This is a genomic window from Microbacterium sp. NPDC076911 (assembly GCF_040687125.1).
Lineage (GTDB): Bacteria > Actinomycetota > Actinomycetes > Actinomycetales > Microbacteriaceae > Microbacterium.
The window spans coordinates 37843-58955 of record NZ_JBFBMP010000002.1; the positions used below are offsets into that span (position 1 = coordinate 37843).

Consider the following 21113-nt stretch of genomic DNA (forward strand, 5'->3'; position numbering starts at 1 on the left):
GTCGCGGAACGGAGCCGAATGAGGCGGACTGGCTAGCTGAATCGAACGCCTGAGGAGGTGCGGCGTACCTCTTCCAATGCCGTGCGGGCCGCTGTCATCGCGATGTGGCCGCCGAACCCTCGCCTAGCCAATTGACCGTGCAACCTTCGCAGGGCAACATCGTTCTCGAGAGATGACATTCGCGACGCGCGGCTTCGAGCGAACTCCAGCGCTCGCTCAGCCTCGTCGTCGCCGAGCGCACCCAGCACCTCTTCGGCAACGTCGCGGGCGATGCCTCTCTTGCTCAGAGTCTGAGCAATGGCGCCGCGCCCCTGACCCTTGCGCTCGGCACCCATGTACACGAGGTGCTCGGCAAGCGCAGCGTCGTCGAGGTAGCTAAGCCTCTCGAACTTCTCAATCAGCTCTTCAACGTGGTGATCGCTGAGTTCGTGGTCGCGAAGGACCCCACGTGCTTCAGAAACTGAGAGAGATCGCGATCGCAGCTTTCGTAGCAGCTGGTTCTCTGCCGCTTCACACGCCGCGCTTTCGCTGGGTGTGTCAACCGGCGAGGGCTGCGAACCGGGGAAGAGCTCGATGACAGGGGCGAGATCCTCATCAGCGATAGCTGCATCGCCGCCCCCGCCATCAACAAAACGCACCATGATCAGGCCGGGCGTCGTGCCGCCAGCTCATCAGCCTTTGAGCCTTCGACTTCTTTGGACTGCCCGATTCCCATCTTCACCTTGATCTTGCCCTCGATGTCAGCGGCAATATCGGGGTTTTTAAGAAGGAAGTTGCGCGCGTTCTCTTTACCCTGACCCAGCTGTTCGCCGTCGTAGGTGTACCACGCACCAGACTTCTTCACGAGGCCGTGCTCAACACCGAAGTCAATGAGGCTTCCCTCGCGGGAGATACCGACTCCGTAGAGAATGTCGAACTCAGCCTGTTTGAACGGTGGAGCCATCTTGTTCTTGACGACCTTGACGCGAGTTCGGTTTCCGACCGCATCGGTGCCGTCTTTCAACGTTTCGATTCGGCGAATGTCGAGACGCACCGAGGCGTAGAACTTGAGGGCTTTACCACCAGCGGTGGTTTCAGGTGACCCGAAGAACACACCAATCTTTTCACGCAGCTGATTGATGAAAATCATCGTGGTGTTCGTCTGGCTGAGGCCACCGGTGAGCTTGCGCAAGGCCTGCGACATCAGGCGGGCCTGAAGCCCGACGTGGGTGTCACCCATCTCACCCTCGATCTCAGCCTTGGGCACCAGCGCGGCCACGGAGTCGATCACGATGAGGTCAATGGCGCCAGAACGCACGAGCATGTCGGCGATCTCAAGCGCCTGCTCTCCGGTATCAGGTTGCGAAACCAGCAACGCGTCAATGTCAACGCCAAGCTTTTGCGCATAGTCAGGGTCGAGGGCGTGCTCTGCATCGATGAACGCCGCGATACCGCCGGCCTTCTGGGCATTCGCGATTGCGTGGAGCGTCAGCGTTGTTTTACCGGAAGACTCAGGACCATAGATCTCGATGATGCGGCCGCGGGGCAAGCCGCCCACGCCAAGAGCGACATCGAGTGCTACTGAGCCGGTGGGGATGACTTCGACCGGAGCACGCTCGTCACTGCCAAGGCGCATCACCGATCCCTTTCCGAACTGCCGGTCGATCTGTGCGAGGGCCGAGTCGAGGGCCTTTTCGCGGTCAGCGGGTGAGGGCATAGCGTGCTCCTTAGGTATGAGATCCGTCGCCTGTAGGCTGCCGCGATCTGTCTTCATAAGACGGATGCTGCGGCAAGGCATGAGGTGTCGATGTGACGTCATTCACGCTAGGGGTGGCCTCCGACATTCATCGTCGCCACGTCCGTCGCAGTGGATGACATTTCACCGTCACCTTCTGTGGAGGAGCCTACGCGCGCATCGAACAGATATTCGACGACACGCCGCTCGCAGCATCCTCTGTATTCGGATCTCTTAGCGCCGCCTAGGCTCAAGCCGCCCGGCGCCGTAACGACGCTCAGGCGCGACATCCATCTCGATGCACAGCGCCAGCCAGATATCTTTCGGGGGCATGCCAGCATGTATCGCTTCGGACGCGGTCAAATCCCCTAACGACGTCAATACGAGGTCGTTGAGCACCGGCCCGCCGCGCGCGCCAAACTCATCCGCGACGGCGCGCTCGAATTCGCTACGACGCATCAGCCGCGTGGATCAGCGAAGCGAAAGCTCAGCGTCGACCTCGGCGAGCAAGTCGTCGGGTACGACGTCAGGGAATGTCTGCAACCCCTCCATCACCGAAAGCCGATCGCCGACCTCACGCATGATGGTGGATATGGGTACCTCAAGCGCTTCTGCGACAGACGCAAGAATTTCGCTTGATGCTTCTTTCTGGCCACGCTCCACTTCACTCAGGTAACCGAGCGCGACACTGGCGCGGCTCGCAACCTGGCGGAGGGTGCGTCCCTTCTGTTGGCGAAAGTCACGAAGGACTTCGCCGATCTCTTGACGAACCAGGATCATGGGCCCCCTCCTCACTTCTGATTCCCGGGCTCTGCGAGCCATCCGGATGGATAACTTTACATCACCGTTCTTGGTGCCAATCTAAACCCGTGAGCTGGGCATATGGCGGGAATCACAGAAAGTAACCGACACGAAACATAAATTGTTCCCTTCTCGCATGAATCTTTTTGCGAGCCGTCCACGCTCAGGGCGCCTGCAACACCGAAAGGCACAGCGCAAGAGCTTCATCAACGCTCTGCGCACGAATCTCGCCTCTGTCGCCGCTAAGGGCGAGCGCGGCCACGGTGGTGCCGTCAGGCGTCGACACCGCAACGTAGACGGTACCCACCGGGTGATCGTCTTGTTCCAGGGGACCAGCGACGCCCGTCGTGGCGATGCCCACATCAGAGCCGAGCACCCTGCACACTCCCGCGGCCATCTGCGCCGCAACATCTGCATGCACAGCCCCGCTGTCCCTAAGCAGCCGAGCGTCGACGCCAAGCACAGTTTCTTTGACGTCGGTGGCGTAAGCGACGACTCCTCCGCGCATATGCGACGACGCGCCCGAGATGTTCACGATCTCGGCGGCCAGTAACCCGCCCGTGAGTGATTCCGCTGTCGCGACAGACCAACCGTGCCTCGAAAGCGCTTCGAGAACCTCAGCGGCCCGGCCGTGGTTCAACTCGCCTTCGCCTTCCGACCGGCGCGAACCTCAGTGACGATGTAGTCGATACCACTGGCGATCGTCAATACAACCGCGATAGTCATAGTGACGCCGTTCACCCACCAGATCCATTCCCCCACGAGCGTCCATAGCGGCAGTAGAGCCAGCGACAGCGCGACGCCTTGCGCAAGTGTCTTGAGCTTGCCCATCCACGCCGCGGCGAGCACGTGGTCACTGACGACCATGAAGCGATAGACGGTAATACCGACTTCACGGACCAGTACGATAACCGTCACCCACCAGGGCAACTCGAGCAGAATCGACAGCCCAACAAAAGCAACCCCGGTCAGCACTTTGTCTGCGATCGGGTCAAGAAGCTTGCCGAGGTCGGTGACGATGTTGTATTTGCGGGCTATGTACCCGTCAATACCATCGGTACCGATCGCCACGATAAACAAAACTGCAGCCCACCAGCGAAGTGCTCCATCTGCTCCCCCGTCCGCCAGCAGCATCCATAGGAATATCGGCGCGCAGAGAATTCGGACGATCGTGATCGCGTTGGGAAGTTGACGGGGAACGGCCATGTGCTGAGCCTATCGCTCGTATCAGTCGCGGCCCGTCAGGCCCCAGGCATCCTCAGAGTCATCAGCAACTTCAACAACCGGGACATCGTCATACTGAGCGGCGACGGCATCTGGGCCGTAGCCGTCGGCGGTCGGAGCGGGCGGTGCCGCGGGTGCGTCGTCGCCTCGCAGCCGGGCAAGAACCTCGGGGAGCTGCTCGGCAGTGACCATGACGTCACGCGCTTTAGACCCTTCGGAGGGTCCGACGATCTCGCGCGCTTCGAGGAGGTCCATCAACCGGCCCGCCTTTGCAAAACCAACCCTGAGCTTGCGCTGAAGCATCGAGGTGGAGCCGAACTGGGTCGACACGATGAGCTCGGCTGCCGCTAGCAGCACTTCAAGATCGTCACCGATGTCGGCGTCGATGGTCTTCTTTTCCACGACGGCGTCGACGTCATTTCGGTACTCTGGTCGCGCCTGCTGTGTGACGTGCTTGACGACGCGCTCGATCTCAGCTTCGCTCACCCACGCACCTTGCACGCGGATCGCCTTTGACGTGCCCATCGGCAGGAATAGCCCGTCACCCTGGCCGATCAAGCGGTCAGCGCCCGGCTGATCCAAAATGACTCGGGAATCGGTCACGCTGGTGACAGCGAACGCGAGCCGCGAAGGCACGTTGGCTTTGATAAGGCCGGTGACCACGTCGACGGAGGGCCGCTGAGTCGCGAGCACCAGGTGGATGCCGCTGGCTCGCGCCAACTGGGTGATTCTCACGATCGAATCTTCCACATCTCGAGGTGCGACCATCATGAGGTCAGCGAGCTCATCGACCACGACCAGCAGGTAGGGGTACGGCTTCAGGACGCGCTCGCTGCCCTCTGGGAGGTTGATTTCGCCAGCCACTACTGCCTTGTTGAAGTCGTCAATGTGGCGGTAGCCGAACGACGCGAGGTCGTCGTAGCGCATGTCCATCTCTTTCACGACCCATTGCAGCGCTTCGGCAGCCTTTTTGGGGTTCGTGATGATTGGCGTGATGAGGTGCGGGACGCCAGCGTACGAGGTCAGCTCAACGCGTTTCGGGTCGATGAGCACCATGCGCACATCGCTTGGCTTGGCCTTCATGAGCAAACTCGTGATCATCGAGTTCACAAAACTCGATTTACCCGAGCCCGTCGAACCAGCCACCAAGAGGTGAGGCATCTTGGCGAGATTTGCTACCACGAATCCGCCACCGACGTCTTTTCCTACGCCGATTGTCATGGGGTGAGTCGACTGTGTCGCGTTCTGCGAACGCAATACATCGCCGAGCGTCACAATCTCGCGATCAGCATTGGGAATCTCGACGCCGATGGCACTCTTGCCCGGAATCGGAGCGAGAATCCTGACCTCGTTGGAAGCAACCGCGTATGCGAAGTTGTTCTGGAGTGCGGTGATTCGCTCGACTTTGACGCCGTGACCGACTTCGATTTCGTACTGGGTGACGGTGGGCCCGCGCGAGAATCCCGTGACCTTTGCGTTCACACCGAACTGCTCTAGAACGCTGGTGATGGCACGCACGGTGTCGTCGTTAGCCTGCGATCGCGCCTTGGGTGGTGTTCCCTCGCCCAGCGCGTTCACCGAGGGCAGTCGGTAGGGCAATGGCGGTGCGTCACGCGGAGTATCCGCACCAATGCCCGCCATTCCGGGAAGCTCACCGTCTGCAATGGGGTCTTGATCGTAGTCATCACGAAGCGATACCCCCGAAGTCTGGCCAGCTGCCACTCCAGCGAGTGCTGTTGCGTCGAAGACCTCAGTGAGCGCATCGGGTGCGGCGGTGGGCGCGGGTGCGGTCACGGGCGGTTCAATGGCCTGCTCGAAACCACCGTCAGTCGTGCCGACGGGAAGCAATTCGGTGAGATCTTGCGAGCCGAGCTCGCTGTCACCGTCTTGCTCACGACCCGTGCGGTTGCGGCGCCACCACGGCAGCGAAGAGTCTGTGGACTCGTCTTCATCGGAAGACGTATCGTCGTTGCTCGCTGAGTTGGCGTCGGATTTCTCGTCTGGCTGCGCATCAAATGCCCAGGTGTAGAGTTCGCCAAGGCGTCGGCCGATGCGGTTCGGTGGGGTCTTAGTGATGATGAGCACGCTGAGCAACGCAAGCAGACTCAGGACGATGTAGGCACCGATATCGGTGAGCACGAGCGCGAGTGGCTCACCGATCATCCATCCAAACAGGCCACCGGCTTGACTGAGCGCGGGAAGGCCTTCGCTCGGCTCAGGCCGGCCGCCTGCCACGTGGCAGAAACCCGCGACGGTGAGCACGAGCAGGCCGAAGCCGATTCCGAGCCGACCGTTGTCGTGCACCGACGATGGATGCCGAAACATCCACCCGGCAAGAAGCAACAGCAGCACCGGCAGAATGAAAGCTTCGCGTCCGAGCAGACCGCCTACCGTGTAGGCGCTGATCGTCGTGGCGACCTCATTGCCGATGAAGAACCACTCGACCGTGCTGCCGACGATAGCCAGGAGCACCAGCAAGAACGGGAACCCGTCTCGGCGTTGGTCCTTCTCCAGCGACTCAGGGCCGAAAGCCCGAAAAAGTCCGCCTGTGGCGTGAGCAAGGCCCAGCCAAGCGCGCACCGCCACGGGGGGCTTCTCGGGTTCACCTACGTACTTCTTGGGCGCGGGGGCAGGCTTCGCCGCGCGCGAGTTCGATGCTTTCGCGGGCGCGCCACCTTTGGTGGTCGGGCTTGTAGTCCTGGCCATTCCTCCACGCTACGCCGCGGCACGGACAATTCCGCGGAACGACGCGGCGCCCGACAAGACAGGTCAGTGGCGAGCGGATAAGAATCAGCGCAGCCGCTTGACCATCGTTACGCGAGTCGCATCGCCCTCGGTGATGGCAAAACCTTCGGATCGATACAACGTGGTCGCGTAGTTCTCGCGCTCCACGCTCAGGCTCAACCGTGCGTACCCGGCCGCCTGCGCTGTGGCAGTGAGGCTACGCAGCAGGGCTCTGCCGACACCGTGCGCACGCCAAATCGGACGAACGCCGATGATCAGCTCGGGCACGCCAATGTCGACATAGCCGAATCCGGGTTCGTTGCGTGGCAACGTTCGATACCAAGCCGCACCGATCGCTTCGCCACTGCTCGATTCTGCGATGACACCGGTGTCTCCCGGCCTCATCCAACCTGTGACGTACCGCAGTTGTACCTCTGAAGTAAGCACCTCATGCCTCGGGCGTGCCCCTGTAATCTGCCAGTTTGCCGCTTCCACCAACATGTCGCCCAGGAACGCGCCGTCCGGCTGTGTAGCTGGGCGCAACACGAATGCGGATGACATGTCGCGAGTGTACCCAGCCGAACGGGTGATCTACGCCTCGATGACGAGTGGCACGATCATCGGACGTCGACGGAGCGCTTGGTTCACCCATCGGCCTATCGTGCGACGGACGATCTGCGATAGCGCGTGTGAGTCGCGTACGCCTGAACGCGCGGCTTCTTCGAGCGCCGCAGCGATCTTTGGCTTGACGCTCTCGAACACATTGTCGTCTTCAGCGAAACCGCGCGCGTGAATCTCAGGGCCCGAGATAATGCGCCCGGTTGCGGCGTCCACCACCACGATCACCGAGATGAAGCCCTCTTCGCCCAGGATGCGACGATCCTTCAGATCCGCGTCAGTGATCTCTCCCACTGTCGAACCATCGACATACACGAATCCGAGGTCAAGCTGACCCACGACGTGCGCATCGCCGTCGCGCAGGTCAATGACCGTTCCGTTCTCGCCAATAATCGTGCGGTCTGATTCAACACCAGTGTCTCGAGCGAGCTGGGCGTTCGCGATCAGGTGGCGGTACTCGCCGTGAATCGGCAAAACGTTCTTGGGCTTGAGGATGTTGTAGCAGTAGAGCAGTTCACCCGCGGCGGCGTGCCCCGAAACATGCACCTTGGCGTTGCCCTTGTGGACAACATGGGCACCAAGTTTGGTGAGACCATCAATCACTCGATAGACAGCATTCTCGTTGCCGGGGATAAGGCTCGACGCGAGAATCACCGTGTCGCCGGGTCCTGGTTCAATCGCGTGATCGAGATTTGCCATGCGGCTGAGAACCGCCATCGGCTCGCCCTGCGAACCGGTCGACATGTATACGATCTTGTCTTCGGGAAGATCCTTGGCCTTCTTGTAATCAATCAGCACACCGTCGGGAACCTTCAGGTAACCGAGATCAGCAGCGATCGTCATATTGCGCACCATGCTCCGCCCGAGCAGGGCGACACGACGCCCGTGGGCATGTGCCGCGTCGAGCACCTGCTGCACGCGGTGAACGTGACTTGAGAAACTGGCAATCACCACGCGGCGCGGTGCCTTGGAGATGACCTGCTCCAGGACCGGACCGATGTCGCGTTCGAGCGGTGTGAATCCGGGAACATCGGCGTTGGTCGAGTCCACCAGGAAGAGGTCGACGCCCTCCTCGCCCAGGCGCGAGAACGCGCGCAGGTCGGTCAGGCGGCCGTCGAGCGGCAACTGGTCCATCTTGAAGTCGCCCGTGGCGAGCACGAGACCGGCAGGGGTCCGGATTGCGACGGCGAGCGCATCGGGAATTGAATGGTTGACCGCGATGAATTCCAGATCAAAGGGGCCCAGCTTCTCGCTCTGACCCTCAGCGACGGTCAAAGTGAAAGGGCGGATCCGGTGCTCTTTCAGCTTTGCCTCGATGAGCGCAAGAGTAAGGCCCGAACCGATAAGTGGGATGTCCTTCTTCATCTTCAGCAGATACGGTACGGCGCCGATGTGGTCTTCGTGCCCGTGCGTCAGGACGACCGCGACGATGTCGTCAAGGCGACCCTTGATCGGCTCAAAGTCCGGCAAGATCAGGTCGACACCCGGCTGGTGCTCTTCGGGGAACAAAACACCGCAGTCCACGATGAGCAATTTGCCCTCGAACTCGAACACGGTCATGTTGCGACCGATCTCACCGAGGCCGCCGAGCGGGGTAACCCGCAGAGTTCCGGGCTCGAGTGCGGGCGGGTCGTAGACGGTACGGGGCATGGTCATCTCCTCAGGATGCCGAAGCATCCAATATCGATTGGGTCCGCGTGCGAAGTGCGCGTCGCGGACTGAAGTACTTCATCGCGTGGTGCCCGACACTTTCGGCAACGCGCCACCTGCGGCGGCGTTGCGGTCGGGGCGGAAGTTCGAGAAATCGACGCTGGGGACGTCTGTCACGAGGGCTAGCTCGTCTTCGATCGCTGCAGCTTCCCATTCTTCTGGGCCGACGAGCGGCAGTCGTACCCGGGGGCTCGCGATTCGACCGAGTCCGTGCAGGATGTATTTTGCCGAGACCGTGCCGGGAACGTGCGTCATCACAGCGCGCACCAACGGTTCCAGTTGCTTGTGCGCGGCAGTTGCTGCGGCAAGGTCGCCACGGTTCACGGCGTCGACGATCACACGGTACGGTTGCGCGGCAATGTTGGCAGTTACGCCGATCATGCCGCTTGCGCCGATCGACAGGTGAGGAAGAACGTTGGCGTCGTCACCGGAGAAATACAACAGGTCAGTTTGGTTGAGCACGCGGCTCACCTCGCTGAAGTCGCCCTTCGCATCTTTCACCGCGACGATGTTGGGGTGCTTTGCCAAGCGCAGAATCGTCTCGTACTTGATTGGCACGCCAGTGCGCCCAGGAATGTCGTACAGGATCACGGGCAGATCGGTGGCATCGGCCACCAGCCGGAAGTGAGTGAGAATTCCCGCCTGCGTCGGCTTGTTGTAGTAGGGGGTGACGATCATGATGCCGTCAGCACCTGCCCGCTCACTCGCCTTGTACAGCTCTATCGCATGAGCGGTCTCGTTCGAACCGCCGCCCGTGATGATCTTCGCCCGCCCCGAAGCGACATCCTTGCCGACCTCGACCAGCCGCAGCTTCTCCGCGTCGGTGAGCGTCGAGGTTTCGCCGGTCGTGCCGGTGACGACAATGCCGTCAGCGCCGGCGGTGATCACGTCGTCGACGTGTTTTTCCATCCCGGGCCAATCAACTTCGCCGTCGGCCGTCATCGGAGTGACGAGCGCGACCATTACCTGACCGAAGGGATTGCCAATATGAGCCACCCTTCAACAGTACCGGTGCCTGCTATCGACCCGATTCACCCACGCGTGCGGCAAGCGCCGCCGGCACAAAGCGCGACAGCCACACAAGCAGCGAGTACCGCTTAGAGGGAACCGACACAGCCTTTCCCCGGGCAATGTCGCGCAGCGCATCTTCGACAACCCGATCGGCGTCCAGCCACATCCACCCAGCGACACCCTCATTTCCGGGAGTCAGACCCATGCGTTCATGGAAGTTGGTGTGCGTGAAACCCGGACATACCGCTGTGACTGTCACACCGCGCGGCGCATAGGTTCCGTTTGCCCACTGGCTGAAGCTGACGAGCCAGCGCTTGCACGCACCGTAGGTGGAGCGCGGCGTGTACGCCGCAACACTGGCCACGTTGACAATGCGGCCGTGGCCACGCTCGAGCATGGCCCCTAGGGCCGCGTGACTCAGTCGCATGGGAACTTCGACGTGCAGGTCAAGATGTCGGACCTCGTCTTCGATGTCGTTCTTCTCGAACTCCAGCGACAAGCCGAAACCTGCATTGTTGACCAGAATTTCGATGGGGTGATCTGCGTCGGCAACCCGCCGTTCGACCTTCTCGCGCTGGCGCGTCTTCAGCAAGTCGATCGCCATGACCTCGACTTCCACACCGTGTGTGGAGCGCAGTCGCGTGGCCAAAGCTTCAAGGGCGGCCCGATCTCGGGCGACAAGCACGAGATCGGCGCCTCGCTGCGCGAGTTGCCGTGCGAATTCGGCCCCGAGTCCGGAGCTTGCGCCGGTGATCAAAGCAGTCTTACCCATCGGTGTTCTCCCTGTTCCCGCGTTCACACGTCACGAAGCGATATCGAATGCCGCGCGACGACACGTGCCAGCCCACGGAAGGATCGGCAGCTGTCGGATGCCACCCTGCCCGTGATGGCGCGAAGGTATCGCCCGCCGCAGAGACATCGAGCTCCGTCACCTCGAGCCTTGTCGCGCGTTCGATGCTTTCGGCAAACAACGCCCCGCCGCCAATCACCCACGCCCAGTCGGTGCTGGAATCATCGACCAGTGCGATCGCACTGTCGAGCGAGCGTGCACTTTCTGCGCCGGCGGCGGCCCAGTCTTCGTTTCGAGTGACCACGATGTTGCGGCGATCACTCAGTGGACGAAAGCGCTCGGGCAGTGATTCCCAGGTTCGACGGCCCATAATCACCGGCGCTCCGATTGTCACCGCTTTGAAGTGTGCGAGATCTTCGGGAACGTGCCATGGCATGCCGCCATCAGCGCCTATGACTCCCCCGTCGGCTTCCGCCCAGACCAGGCCAATGAGAACGCTCATACCGCCACGGCGCCACGAATCGCGGGGTGGTGCTGGTAATCCTCTACGACAAAGTCTTCGAACGCGTAGTCGAAAACGGAGTCAGGCTGGCGCCCGAACCGCAACGTCGGGTAGGCATATGCCTCTCGGCTCAGCTGCTCGCGCACTTGCTCGCGATGATTGTCATAGATGTGGCAGTCGCCACCCGTCCAGACGAAATCTCCGGGCTCAAGCCCCGCCTGCTGCGCGACCATCAGCGTGAGCAACGCGTATGAGGCGATATTGAAAGGAACGCCCAAGAATAGGTCGGCGCTGCGTTGATACAGCTGGCATGACAGCCGCCCGTCAGCTACGTAGAACTGGAACAGCGCATGACAGGGAGCGAGCGCCATATCGGGAATGTCTGCAGGATTCCACGCCGAGACGATGAGGCGTCGCGAGTCCGGATTGACGCGAATCTGTTCGATCACATCCGTGATCTGGTCGATTTGCGCCCCATTGGGCGAGGGCCACGAACGCCACTGCACGCCGTAGACCGGACCCAGCTCACCGTGTTCATCGGCCCACTCATCCCAAATTGTCACGCCGTTGTCTTGGAGCCACTGCACATTGGATTCGCCTCGAAGAAACCACAGCAGCTCATAGGCGATCGATTTGAAGTGCACTCGCTTTGTTGTGATCAGCGGAAACCCCTGCGAGAGGTCGAATCGGATCTGCCGACCAAAAGCGCTTGTGGTCCCCGTCCCGGTGCGGTCTGCCTTGTGAGTGCCATTTTGCAGCACATCACGCAGGAGGTCTTCGTATGGGGTGGGAGTTGGCGACGTCACGGCGCCCACTTTACCGCCGGCGCGGAGTCGGACGGAGTCAAATGGCGTCGATCATCGTGAAAGGGAGATACTCTTGCCTGTTGTGAACCTCGTCGACGCCCTTATTGTCATCGCCGCCTTGCTCGCGCTGACGACAGGAGTAGTGGCGGTATTGCGATGGGCGCAATCGCGTCCGCAGCGAAACATCGAACACGAGGTGATCCAACCGCAGCGGTTGGGCGCCGATGCACTCGGCAAGGTCGCCACTCTTCTGCAGTTCAGCAATGACGCGGGCGCTCGTTGCCCGAGCGTGCACAAGACTCTCGCTGACGTCGCCGCCGACCACCCCGGAGTGCGTCACCTCGACATTGACTTGACGCACCGACCCGACATTGCGCGACACTTTCAGGTCTTGCAAACGCCGACGACGCTCGTGCTGGATCGCGATGGTGCCGTACAGACGCGTTTCGGAGGAACTCCAAGCCGCCACGTGCTCGAGCTCGAACTGTCACGACTCGGCGCCGAGATACCACACGCCTGAGCAACGGGCGGGTTCGACAAAACCTGTCGCGCAGATCACGAGCGCCGGTTAGGCTGACCGCGACGCGTACGGACGCCCCGGCGCGTGAAACAGGAGGCTACCCATGACAGTCACGAGCGAAGCAACCACCGCCTGGCAAGGTGACCTCGCAACTGGATCAGGCGCCGTCACTCTCGTGTCGTCCGGCTCAGGCAGTTTCGATGTGAATTGGAAGGCGCGAAGCGAAGGCTCGACGTCGACGACGACCCCCGAAGAACTGCTGGCTGCCGCGCACGCATCCTGCTTCAGCATGGCGCTATCTCACGCCCTCGGCCAGAACGGGACTCCCCCCGAGCGCATTGATGCGACCGCGTCGGTGTCGTTCACCCCGGGCACCGGTATCACCGGCAGCCACCTCAACGTCAACGCCGTGGTTCCGGGGCTGACCGCAGAGGATTTCGAACGTTTTGCGGCAGATGCGAAAGCGGGTTGCCCGGTCTCGCAGGCGCTCGCGGGGATCGAGATCACGCTCGAGGCGACGCTTGCCTGAAGAACGCCCCAATTCCCGAGTCGTTGTCGCCGGAGCCTCCGGGCTGGTCGGCACTGCTCTCATCAACAACCTGCGCGCAGATGGCATAGCCGTCACCACTCTCGTGCGGCGCCCCCCGGCGCGTACTGGCGAAGTCGAATGGCTCACCGACACTGACGCTCTCGACCCCGACGTTCTCGCCGGGGCGAGCGCTGTAGTGAGCCTCAACGGCGCGAGTATCGGGCATTTTCCTTGGACAAGTTCATACCGAAACACTCTGCTGTGGTCACGCATCACCCCGACGCGAGCGATCGCTCGAGCGGTCAAAGCGCTCGGTGAAGACGCTCCTTCCTTCCTCAGTGCATCCGCAGTGGGCTTTTACGGCTCGGCGCCCGGCGTCGCACTCACCGAGCATGCTCCGCGAGGTGAGACTTTTCTTGCAGACCTCTGCGGTGAATGGGAGACCGCCGCTCTCGGTGCCGGCGACGCCGCACGAGTCGCGCGGCTTCGCACTGCGCCGATTGTCCATCGCGAAGGCGTGCTCAAGCCCCTGCTTCTGCTCACGAGAGCGGGAGTGAGCGGAAAGATCGGCCGTGGGACGCAGGCTTGGCCCTGGATCTCGCTTGATGACGAAGTTCGCGCGATTCGGCACGTAATCGACTCCGAGATGTCTGGCGCCGTCAACCTATCTGGCCCCACTCGCGCCACCGCGAACGATCTCGGCTTCGCGTTGGCCGTGAGGATGAACCGTCCGTACGTGCTGCCGGCGCCAGTGTGGGCGATGAAAGCAGCTCTGGGTTCTGACGCTGTCGAGTCGTTACTGACCAGCGACGCTCACGTCGTGCCGGAGGCACTGAGCGAGTCAGGATTCGATTTCACGCATGCCACCATCGATGAGGCAGTCGCCGCCGCGCTACCGCATTCCGCCGGCTGAGCTCAGCCACGCCGCTGTCGCGATTCGAGGCTGATTGCGCGTCTGATCGCAGCGCGGGCACGACGGCGGTCGCCTGAGGCATCGTAGGCGATGCCGAGACGATACCACCCAGCCCAGTCATCGGGATTCTGCTCGACGACGCTGCGGTACTGCGGGAATAGGGCATCAGCGTCTTCGCGCACCACACGGCCGCTGGGGCGGATGGAGACTGACTCTTCAGGCAAGGCACCATCTGCTTCCAGCCGACGGCCGAGTTGATCCGCGCGCACTCCGAACCACAGTTCGCGCCCCAGCGCCCACAGCGCGATGAGCGGAAGAACTACCAGCGCCATGCCCATCAGCATGCCGACAGCGTCTCCAGAGATGAGCAAGAGCCACGCACGCTGGCCGACGAGAAGCACATAGAGCAACAACAGCACCGCCATGACGGCGACCCCGATGCGCGCGCTCATGCGCTTGTTGCCTGCGCCACCTGGCCGGGGACGCCACCATCGTCGAAGGGCTTCGCGTCGCTCTTGCGGGAGCCAGGGCGGCGGATGCCGATATCAAGAAAGCTGTCGAGTCCGACTGTGACGCCGCTCGCGTCGCGCGCAGCGGCGAGGGCCAGCCGGATTCCAGGCGCATACGCCAAGGCCGGTTCTACCGTGTCATGCACAATCGTGAGCGACTCTCCCGACCCCGACAGGACAGTCTCCTGCTTGGCGACAACCCCCGGTCGGCGTAGAGAATGAATCGGAACGCTCGCTACCTGTTGTCCGCGCGCGCGCTGATCAACATGCGGTGACTCCACCGGCCCCACTGACGTGCGCGCGGCGGCGATCATTTCAGCGGTGCGAACTGCCGTTCCACTGGGCGAATCGACCTTCGACTCACGGTGCGCTTCGATGATCTCAATGGAAGGAAAGAACGGAGCCGCCGCCGCGGCAAGCGCAGATCCCAGAACAGATCCAAGCGAGAAGTTGGGGATGAACACGATGCCGGTCTCGGCAGCTTCGACGAGCGGCCGTACCTGCGCAATTCGTTCCGCGGACCAACCAGAAGTTCCCACGAGAACGTTGATACCGAGATCGATCGCCGCCCGGATCACATCGAGTGACACGGCCGGAGTAGAAGCGTCTACCACCAGATCGGCGCCCGCAATGTCGGAAAGCTCGGAGCGCGAAGTGAGCACCGCCGACACTTCGAACCCATCTTCAGCCTCAACCACCGTGCGGATAATTCCGCCAAGTTTGCCGGTGCCCCCTACTATCGCCACGCGCGTCGTCATGGCCTCCATCCTAGGTGCGCAGTCGGGTGAGCACGGCCGGTGCAATATCGTGGAGAGGTGGTGACAATTCAAGAATCTGCCGTCGATACGCCGGAAGCGCGTTCGTTGCTGGAGGAGTACTTCCACTCGCGCGAACTGGGCTTCGCAAACCAGAACGTGGTGTATTCGATCGCGTTTCCGACAGCCGAAGCCTTCACCCCACCCACGGGAGTCTTTCTTGTCGCCCGGGACGAAACCGGCAAGGCGGTGGGGTGCGGGGGGATTCGCCGAATTTCCAGCGGCGGGAACGGCATCCGCTACGAGCTCAAGCACCTCTACCTGCGCCCGGAGACGCGCGGCCGCGGATGGGGAAGGGCTCTGGTCAGCGCTTTAGAGAGCCAGGCACAAGCGTTTGGTGCGAGCGAGCTGGTGCTCGACACCCATCACTCGCTTACCGCGGCGGGCGCGCTCTATGCCAGTGCGGGCTATATGCCCACCGAGCCATACAACGACAACCCCAACGCAACACGTTGGTATCGGAAGTCGATAGCAGGCTAGAACGGGTAGGTATCGGGCAGACCTGTCTCGAGCTCCTTCGGCAGGTGCGCCAGATCGTTGTGTGAGAGTAGCGTCCAGGGCCGACCCTGTTTCTGCGCGATCACCGTCAACCCGCAGTGAGCTTGGTTGAGCGTCATCCAACGCCAATCCGGCGCTTGCAGCACCTCGCGCACAAACCACGAAATGACGAAGTTGTGGGTGATCAGCAGATCATGCACTTCACCGTTCTTGCGGATCAGAAACTCGCTGACGGCATCTGCCATCTGTGCACGGCCGGCATCAACCTCTGCTTCAGTGATGGACCCGAAAAATGGTTCGAAAGCCGGCGGGGTGTCATCGGTCATACCCGTCGGAACGCAGTCAAACAACAGCGCTGATGGCTCAGGATTCAACGACGGCATACGCTCTGCCACCGCACGAGCCGTCTCGCTGGCACGCTCAAGCGGTGAGTGCCACATGCGGTCGAATGGAATGCCCGAGAGACGATCGGCGACGGCCTCAGCCTGTCTGCGGCCGCGTGCAGAAAGGGGGCCGTCCGACAGACCGTACTCCGCGTCTTGGTGCTCGCCGTGTCGCACGAGGTAGATATAGTGCGTCACGCAACTCACTCCGTTGTTGAGGGGATTGGGTGCCCGACTCGAGCACCATCCCAGCCTACGTCACACTACGGACGCAACCGTCCTATCAGTCCGCGGCGCGGGCGATGTCTGCGAGGTGGGCACGGCTCAGCGGGACGCCGACTCCTTGCACGAGCTCTTCAATGTGCGTCGACGCGAACGCATTGATGATCGGTGCGGTAACGAGCTTCTGAGCGAGCAACCAGGCGACGGCGATGGCCGCGTCGGGCACACCGAGCTCAGCACCAACGGCGTCGAGCGCGCGTAGGGTGCGACTCCCTCGACGGTTCAGGTTTGCGGCAAGTTGCGCGCTTCGCACGGAAAGGCTTCCCGCACGACGAGTGCGCGCACGGCCCGCAAGAAAACCGTGCTCTAGCGCATGAGAGGGGGTGACAGCCATATTCTGAGCGCCCGCCACCAGACGAAGGTCGGGATCGAACTCATGGCGGCGCAGCACGTTGAACGGCACGTCGAGCACCTTGAGTCGAGGGAAACCTGCGGAAGAGAGAATCCTGGCTTCCACCAGCTGCTCTGCGGTGTAGCCCACCGCTCCGATGCTCTTCACCTTTCCGCTCTCCACCAGCCACTCGGTGGTGGCGAGAGTGTCTTCGAGCGGGGTATTCGAGTCGGCCACCGCGTCAAGGTAGAGAACGTCGATCACGTCGGTCTTCAAGCGGGTGAGGGACGCTTCGACGGCCCGAACCAGGTTCACTGACCCGAGTCCAGGGTTGTCGGCGTGACCTCCCACTCGTACGGCCAGCACCATCTCGTCGCGCAGCCCTCGCGCGCCCAGCCACTGTCCGATAATGTGCTCACTACGACCGCTGGAGTAGCTGTCGGCGGTGTGCAACGCATTGCCACCCCGCTCTACAAATGCGTCAAGAATCTCGTGGCTTGACTCCAGATCGACATTCCAGCCGAATTCAGCCCCGCCCAGAATGAGCGGGAAGATCTCTTCGCCGGTCTCACCGAAGGGCACGCGAAGTGCACTGCCCACAGGCGCGCCCTGAACGGGGATGGGTGCGGAGGGATGCTCGGAGGCGTTGCTCGCCGGAGAAGTGTGCGCTCCCGGTGACGAGAGCGTCGAACCTACGCTAAAAAAAGCCATGTCCTACCCCCTCACGACGGCCCTCGAAGAGGCTTCGTGACTGACACACACCCCCCGGTGCGATACTTCGAGGCTAGGGCCTAGTGCCGGTTTCATCGGTTGAAACGGCGAGATAACGATAAACATTCGATAACGCTTTTCAGCAGGCCAGTAGCCAAATACATGCATGTCCCCCAAACGGAGGACACACTGAACGGCTCCCAGAAAGCGACAGATGCCCGCCTCTGATGAGAGAGACGGGCATCTGCTTTCGACGCTATGAAGGGGTTATCCCTCGGCAGGTGCCTCAGGACCCTCGCTGGCAGCAGCGCGGCCTTCCTGGTCTGCGGCCTCTTCAAGAACCGGCTCCAGCGACAGCTTGCCGCGGTCGTCGATCTTCGTGATGCGCACAAGCAGCTTCTGGCCCACACCGAGCACGTCATCGACGTTCTCGACACGCTTTCCGCCGGCGAGCTTGCGAACTTCGCTGACGTGCAGCAGTCCGTCCTTGCCCGGAAGAAGCGAGATGAACGCACCGAACGTAGCGATCTTGACGACGGTTCCGAGGAACTGCTCGCCCACCTCGGGGTTGGTCGGGTTGGCGATCGCGTTGACCTGCGCGCGAGCCGCCTCAGCCGACGGTCCGTCGACAGCACCAATGTAGACGGTGCCGTCTTCTTCGATCGAGATCTGAGCGCCGGTCTCGTCCTGGATCGAGTTGATCGTCTTGCCCTTCGGACCGATGAGCTCACCGATCTTGTCGACGGGGATCTGAACGCTGATGACGCGAGGAGCCGTGGGCGCCATCTCGTCAGGCGTGTCGATGGCGGCGTTGAGCACACCCAGAATCGTGAGTCGAGCCTCGCGTGCCTGCTGAAGTGCCGCGGTGAGCACCGACGACGGAATGCCATCGAGCTTGGTGTCGAGCTGGATCGCGGTAACGAACTCGCTGGTACCCGCAACCTTGAAGTCCATGTCACCGAGAGCGTCTTCAGCGCCGAGGATGTCGGTCAGGGCCGCGTAGCGCGTCTGACCGTCGACCTCGTCAGAGACCAGACCCATAGCGATACCGGCGACGGGAGCGCGCAACGGCACACCAGCGTTCAGCAACGACAATGTGGAGGCGCAGACCGAGCCCATCGACGTCGAACCGTTTGAACCGAGAGCTTCGGAAACCTGACGGATCGCGTAGGGGAACTCTTCGCGGCTCGGTAGAACCGGAACGAGGGCGCGCTCGGCGAGGAAGCCGTGCCCGATCTCGCGACGCTTCGGCGAACCGACTCGACCGGTCTCACCGGTCGAGTATGGCGGGAAGTTGTAGTGGTGCATGTAGCGCTTGCTCGTGATCGGCGACAGCGAATCGATCTGCTGCTCCATCTTGAGCATGTTCAAGGTGGTGACGCCCATGATCTGGGTCTCACCGCGCTGGAAGATCGCCGAGCCGTGAACGCGCGGGATGACCTGCACTTCAGCATCGAGCGGGCGGATGTCAGCAAGGCCGCGACCATCCATACGGACGCCTTCGGCAAGAATGCGACCGCGAACGATCGTCTTCGTGACCGACTTGTAAGCGGCGCTGAACTCAGCTGCTGCAGAGGCAGGCAGTTCGCCTGATTCAACAGCGGCAGCAACCTCAGCCTTGACCGCGTCCTTCAGCTCGTCGTCGGCGGACTGACGCTCCTGCTTGTCGGCGATCTGGTAGATCGGGACGAGCTTGTCGTACGCGCGTCCCGCAACAAAGTCGTAGGTCTGCTGCTGGTAGGGCGGGAAGACCGGGAAATCCTTGATCTCCTTCGCCGCGGTGCTCGCGACAGCGCTCTGAGCATCGACGAGCTGCTTGATGAAGGGCTTCGATGCTTCGAGGCCCTCAGCGACAACCTGCTCGTTTGGCTTGACGGCGCCGCCCTTGATGAGGTTCCACGAACCTTCAGTTGCTTCAGCTTCCACCATCATGATCGCGACATCTTCGTTTCCGTCGGCGTCGGTGACAACGCGACCGGCAACGATGAGGTCAAAGACAGCTTCTTCAAGCTGGCTAACCGTGGGGAACGCGATCCACTGGTCAGCGGTGTCACCCTGGCCGGGGATGAGCGCGAGGCGCACACCGGCGATCGGGCCCGAGAACGGAAGTCCCGAGATCTGGGTGGACAGCGACGCCGCGTTGATGGCCAAGGCGTCGTAGAACTCGCCGGGTGCAATCGACAACACGGTGACAACGATCTGAACTTCATTGCGCAAACCGGCGACGAACGACGGGCGCAACGGCCGGTCGATCAGACGGCAAACCAGAATCGCTTCAGTCGAAGGGCGACCCTCGCGACGGAAGAACGAGCCGGGGATCTTGCCAGCTGCGTACGAGCGCTCTTCAACGTCGACCGTCAGCGGAAAGAAGTCAAAGCCTTCGCGCGGGTGCTTTCCTGCGCTGGTGGCTGAGAGGAGCATTGTCTCCTCATCGAGGTAGGCAGCAACGGCGCCCTGCGCCTGCTGTGCCAAACGTCCGGTTTCGAACCGGACTGTGCGAGTGCCGAAGCGGCCGTTGTCGAGAACAGCTTCAGCAGCGGTGATTTCAGGACCTTCCAAGAGGTCTCTCCTTCTTTGTTTTGACTCGCGTGCCCGTATGGCGCGCGAGTGCATGCGAAGGAGCAGGAACAGGCAGATATGGGCGTGCGAGTCTTCTGCGTACCGCCTGCGCTGGCCACCAGTGGAAGAGCACCATCATTCGATGGGAATCCACCACAGGGGACCAGCTTCCTGCCAGCCTGCTCCGGGAGCTCATATTGAATTGAGCGGATGCCACAAGGGCAACCTTCCTAAGGGTATCAGCGAGGGACGATTTGGCCCCTATCCTGGGCAGGATCCGGCCAGTCGCCGTATGGTTGGTCGTATGAGCACCGAGGATCAGCCGGCAGGCGCGGCGTCAGACGAGATGAAGCGCAAATTTAAAGAGGCGCTGGATAAGAAGAACTCGCATCAGCGCGAGGGCGAGTCGCACCTCGATGGGGACTCGGCCGTACACGGCACTCACGGCGCGGTGACCAAGCGTGAGTTCCGCCGCAAAAGCGGCTAATACCATTAGCACCGTGACGCTTCCAGTGGATTCAGATACCGACGGTGCCCCTACGACGGTGAGACGCCTGCGTCGCGAGGCGTGGGGCTTTGCAGTGGGCTCGGCGTTGTTCTTCGTCGGCGCGCTCCCCATTTACGCTGACGCAGTCGGCATCGTCGCGACCAACGTCACCTTTTTCGTCGGCTCGGTGTTCTTCACACTCGCCGGCTTCATTCAGCTGAGCCTCAGCGGCCGTCACGTGCCGCACGCGAAGATGAATCGGGCTGATCGCGCCGACTGGTTCGGCGCGGCGGTGCAGTTCGCGGGGACATTGCTATTCAACCTGTCAACGATCCTTGCTCTTCTTGCGTCGATACGCGAGCCCGACGCGGTGGGTGCCGGGTGGCGCCCAGACGCGTGGGGTTCGTTGGCCTTCCTCATCTCCAGTGGCTTTGCACTGATCGCGACCCAGCGACGAGGACAGCTCTGGGACACCGACGCACGAACGTGGCATGGAACGTGGCTCAACGCACTCGGGGCCGTTGCCTTCGGCGTTTCAGCAGTGGGCGCTTATGTGCTCCCCTCAAGTGGTGACCTGCTCAGTGCGTTCTGGGCGACGGCAGGCACCGCAATCGGCGCGGCCTGCTTCTTCCTCGCAGCGATCCTGTCGCGGCGAGCAATTCCGCTCACGTGATCG

The 21113-nt window shown here is 61.9% G+C and carries 24 protein-coding genes; 6 read left to right on the forward strand and 18 right to left on the reverse strand.

All coding sequences use genetic code 11. The features are described 5' to 3' along the window. Window positions 1–32 precede the first annotated feature (32 nt). The 13 genes from AB0O81_RS02650 to AB0O81_RS02710 all read right to left on the reverse strand — a co-directional run bounded on the left by AB0O81_RS02650 (window position 33) and on the right by AB0O81_RS02710 (window position 11900). Window positions 33–641 (reverse strand): regulatory protein RecX, encoded by a 609-nt coding sequence (locus AB0O81_RS02650; RefSeq protein ID WP_363580975.1) that lies wholly within the window; start codon window positions 639–641, stop codon window positions 33–35. Window positions 642–643: 2 nt separating this feature from the next. Then, a complete protein-coding gene (gene recA, locus AB0O81_RS02655; RefSeq protein ID WP_363580977.1) occupies window positions 644–1696 on the reverse strand; it encodes a recombinase RecA in 1053 nt (350 codons plus the stop codon). A gap of 252 nt (window positions 1697–1948) precedes the next feature. Next, window positions 1949–2173, reverse strand: a complete 225-nt coding sequence (locus AB0O81_RS02660; protein ID WP_363580979.1) for a DUF3046 domain-containing protein — start codon at window positions 2171–2173, stop codon at window positions 1949–1951. A 12-nt stretch (window positions 2174–2185) separates the two neighbouring features. After that, entirely contained in the window at window positions 2186–2494 is a 309-nt protein-coding gene (locus AB0O81_RS02665) for a helix-turn-helix transcriptional regulator (RefSeq protein WP_363580981.1), read from the reverse strand. Window positions 2495–2678: 184 nt separating this feature from the next. Next, window positions 2679–3155, reverse strand: a complete 477-nt coding sequence (locus AB0O81_RS02670) for a CinA family protein (protein WP_363580983.1) — start codon at window positions 3153–3155, stop codon at window positions 2679–2681. Then, window positions 3152–3721 (reverse strand): CDP-diacylglycerol--glycerol-3-phosphate 3-phosphatidyltransferase, encoded by a 570-nt coding sequence (gene pgsA / locus AB0O81_RS02675; protein ID WP_363580985.1) that lies wholly within the window; start codon window positions 3719–3721, stop codon window positions 3152–3154. Before pgsA ends, AB0O81_RS02670 begins: the two co-directional genes overlap by 4 nt. 21 nt (window positions 3722–3742) lie before the next feature. Next, window positions 3743–6445, reverse strand: a complete 2703-nt coding sequence (locus tag AB0O81_RS02680; RefSeq protein WP_363580986.1) for a DNA translocase FtsK — start codon at window positions 6443–6445, stop codon at window positions 3743–3745. A gap of 84 nt (window positions 6446–6529) precedes the next feature. Beyond that, window positions 6530–7024, reverse strand: a complete 495-nt coding sequence (locus AB0O81_RS02685) for a GNAT family N-acetyltransferase (protein WP_363580988.1) — start codon at window positions 7022–7024, stop codon at window positions 6530–6532. A 30-nt stretch (window positions 7025–7054) separates the two neighbouring features. Beyond that, complete coding sequence (locus AB0O81_RS02690) at window positions 7055–8731, reverse strand: ribonuclease J (RefSeq protein ID WP_363580990.1); 1677 nt, start codon at window positions 8729–8731, stop codon at window positions 7055–7057. 78 nt (window positions 8732–8809) lie between these two features. After that, window positions 8810–9787 (reverse strand): 4-hydroxy-tetrahydrodipicolinate synthase, encoded by a 978-nt coding sequence (dapA, locus tag AB0O81_RS02695; protein WP_363580992.1) that lies wholly within the window; start codon window positions 9785–9787, stop codon window positions 8810–8812. Between the two features lie 22 nt (window positions 9788–9809). Then, window positions 9810–10574 (reverse strand): SDR family oxidoreductase, encoded by a 765-nt coding sequence (locus tag AB0O81_RS02700; RefSeq protein WP_363580994.1) that lies wholly within the window; start codon window positions 10572–10574, stop codon window positions 9810–9812. Further along, a complete protein-coding gene (locus AB0O81_RS02705) occupies window positions 10567–11094 on the reverse strand; it encodes a dihydrofolate reductase (protein WP_363580996.1) in 528 nt (175 codons plus the stop codon). Before AB0O81_RS02705 ends, AB0O81_RS02700 begins: the two co-directional genes overlap by 8 nt. Beyond that, the gene (locus tag AB0O81_RS02710) at window positions 11091–11900 is read right to left on the reverse strand and encodes a thymidylate synthase (protein ID WP_363580998.1); all 810 of its coding nucleotides are present in this window, start codon (window positions 11898–11900) and stop codon (window positions 11091–11093) included. The genes AB0O81_RS02705 and AB0O81_RS02710 overlap by 4 nt, the downstream gene beginning before the upstream one ends. Before the next feature lie 82 nt (window positions 11901–11982). Between AB0O81_RS02710 and AB0O81_RS02715 the strand changes: the two genes are divergently transcribed. From AB0O81_RS02715 to AB0O81_RS02725, 3 genes are all read left to right on the forward strand, one after another. Continuing rightward, window positions 11983–12420: a thioredoxin family protein gene (locus tag AB0O81_RS02715; RefSeq protein WP_363581743.1), complete on the forward strand. Its 438-nt coding sequence runs from the start codon at window positions 11983–11985 to the stop codon at window positions 12418–12420. 103 nt (window positions 12421–12523) lie between these two features. Next, window positions 12524–12949 carry an OsmC family peroxiredoxin gene (locus AB0O81_RS02720; RefSeq protein ID WP_363581000.1) on the forward strand — a complete coding sequence of 142 codons (426 nt, stop codon included), beginning with the start codon at window positions 12524–12526 and terminating at the stop codon, window positions 12947–12949. After that, entirely contained in the window at window positions 12942–13862 is a 921-nt protein-coding gene (locus tag AB0O81_RS02725) for a TIGR01777 family oxidoreductase (RefSeq protein ID WP_363581002.1), read from the forward strand. The genes AB0O81_RS02720 and AB0O81_RS02725 overlap by 8 nt, the downstream gene beginning before the upstream one ends. 2 nt (window positions 13863–13864) lie before the next feature. On the opposite strand, the gene AB0O81_RS02730 is transcribed toward AB0O81_RS02725, so the two are convergent. Both AB0O81_RS02730 and dapB read right to left on the reverse strand, forming a co-directional pair. Further along, window positions 13865–14314: a hypothetical protein gene (locus AB0O81_RS02730; protein ID WP_363581004.1), complete on the reverse strand. Its 450-nt coding sequence runs from the start codon at window positions 14312–14314 to the stop codon at window positions 13865–13867. Further along, window positions 14311–15129, reverse strand: a complete 819-nt coding sequence (dapB, locus tag AB0O81_RS02735; protein WP_363581006.1) for a 4-hydroxy-tetrahydrodipicolinate reductase — start codon at window positions 15127–15129, stop codon at window positions 14311–14313. The genes AB0O81_RS02730 and dapB overlap by 4 nt, the downstream gene beginning before the upstream one ends. Window positions 15130–15189: 60 nt before the next feature. Here dapB and AB0O81_RS02740 point away from each other — a divergent pair, with 60 nt between their 5' ends. Beyond that, window positions 15190–15666, forward strand: coding sequence for a GNAT family N-acetyltransferase (locus tag AB0O81_RS02740; RefSeq protein WP_363581008.1), 477 nt, complete (start codon window positions 15190–15192; stop codon window positions 15664–15666). Here AB0O81_RS02740 and AB0O81_RS02745 read toward each other — a convergent pair. The 3 genes from AB0O81_RS02745 to AB0O81_RS02755 all read right to left on the reverse strand — a co-directional run bounded on the left by AB0O81_RS02745 (window position 15663) and on the right by AB0O81_RS02755 (window position 19950). Beyond that, window positions 15663–16265: a histidine phosphatase family protein gene (locus AB0O81_RS02745; protein ID WP_363581010.1), complete on the reverse strand. Its 603-nt coding sequence runs from the start codon at window positions 16263–16265 to the stop codon at window positions 15663–15665. The genes AB0O81_RS02740 and AB0O81_RS02745 overlap by 4 nt on opposite strands. An 85-nt stretch (window positions 16266–16350) precedes the next feature. Further along, entirely contained in the window at window positions 16351–17391 is a 1041-nt protein-coding gene (locus tag AB0O81_RS02750; RefSeq protein WP_363581012.1) for an aldo/keto reductase, read from the reverse strand. A 267-nt stretch (window positions 17392–17658) separates the two neighbouring features. Then, window positions 17659–19950 carry a polyribonucleotide nucleotidyltransferase gene (locus tag AB0O81_RS02755; protein WP_363581014.1) on the reverse strand — a complete coding sequence of 764 codons (2292 nt, stop codon included), beginning with the start codon at window positions 19948–19950 and terminating at the stop codon, window positions 17659–17661. A gap of 304 nt (window positions 19951–20254) precedes the next feature. Here AB0O81_RS02755 and AB0O81_RS02760 point away from each other — a divergent pair, with 304 nt between their 5' ends. Both AB0O81_RS02760 and AB0O81_RS02765 read left to right on the forward strand, forming a co-directional pair. Continuing rightward, on the forward strand, window positions 20255–20437 hold the full coding sequence (locus AB0O81_RS02760) for a DUF5302 domain-containing protein (protein WP_363581016.1): 183 nt from the start codon (window positions 20255–20257) through the stop codon (window positions 20435–20437). Between the two features lie 13 nt (window positions 20438–20450). Further along, a complete protein-coding gene (locus AB0O81_RS02765; RefSeq protein ID WP_363581018.1) occupies window positions 20451–21110 on the forward strand; it encodes a hypothetical protein in 660 nt (219 codons plus the stop codon). The last annotated feature ends 3 nt before the right edge of the window (window positions 21111–21113 follow it).

Bases quoted from the DNA above. Each gene is read 5' to 3' on its own strand.
- pgsA (WP_363580985.1), bottom strand. From the start codon at position 3,721: ATGGCCGTTCCCCGTCAACTTCCCAACGCGATCACGATCGTCCGAATT.
- AB0O81_RS02750 (WP_363581012.1), bottom strand. From the start codon at position 17,391: ATGGCTTTTTTTAGCGTAGGTTCGACGCTCTCGTCACCGGGAGCGCAC.
- AB0O81_RS02720 (WP_363581000.1), top strand. From the start codon at position 12,524: ATGACAGTCACGAGCGAAGCAACCACCGCCTGGCAAGGTGACCTCGCA.
- AB0O81_RS02760 (WP_363581016.1), top strand. From the start codon at position 20,255: ATGAGCACCGAGGATCAGCCGGCAGGCGCGGCGTCAGACGAGATGAAG.
- AB0O81_RS02665 (WP_363580981.1), bottom strand. From the start codon at position 2,494: ATGATCCTGGTTCGTCAAGAGATCGGCGAAGTCCTTCGTGACTTTCGC.
- AB0O81_RS02660 (WP_363580979.1), bottom strand. From the start codon at position 2,173: ATGCGTCGTAGCGAATTCGAGCGCGCCGTCGCGGATGAGTTTGGCGCG.
- recA (WP_363580977.1), bottom strand. From the start codon at position 1,696: ATGCCCTCACCCGCTGACCGCGAAAAGGCCCTCGACTCGGCCCTCGCA.
- AB0O81_RS02730 (WP_363581004.1), bottom strand. From the start codon at position 14,314: ATGAGCGCGCGCATCGGGGTCGCCGTCATGGCGGTGCTGTTGTTGCTC.
- dapB (WP_363581006.1), bottom strand. From the start codon at position 15,129: ATGACGACGCGCGTGGCGATAGTAGGGGGCACCGGCAAACTTGGCGGA.
- AB0O81_RS02650 (WP_363580975.1), bottom strand. From the start codon at position 641: ATGGTGCGTTTTGTTGATGGCGGGGGCGGCGATGCAGCTATCGCTGAT.
- AB0O81_RS02680 (WP_363580986.1), bottom strand. From the start codon at position 6,445: ATGGCCAGGACTACAAGCCCGACCACCAAAGGTGGCGCGCCCGCGAAA.
- AB0O81_RS02705 (WP_363580996.1), bottom strand. From the start codon at position 11,094: ATGAGCGTTCTCATTGGCCTGGTCTGGGCGGAAGCCGACGGGGGAGTC.
- AB0O81_RS02700 (WP_363580994.1), bottom strand. From the start codon at position 10,574: ATGGGTAAGACTGCTTTGATCACCGGCGCAAGCTCCGGACTCGGGGCC.
- AB0O81_RS02685 (WP_363580988.1), bottom strand. From the start codon at position 7,024: ATGTCATCCGCATTCGTGTTGCGCCCAGCTACACAGCCGGACGGCGCG.
- AB0O81_RS02690 (WP_363580990.1), bottom strand. From the start codon at position 8,731: ATGCCCCGTACCGTCTACGACCCGCCCGCACTCGAGCCCGGAACTCTG.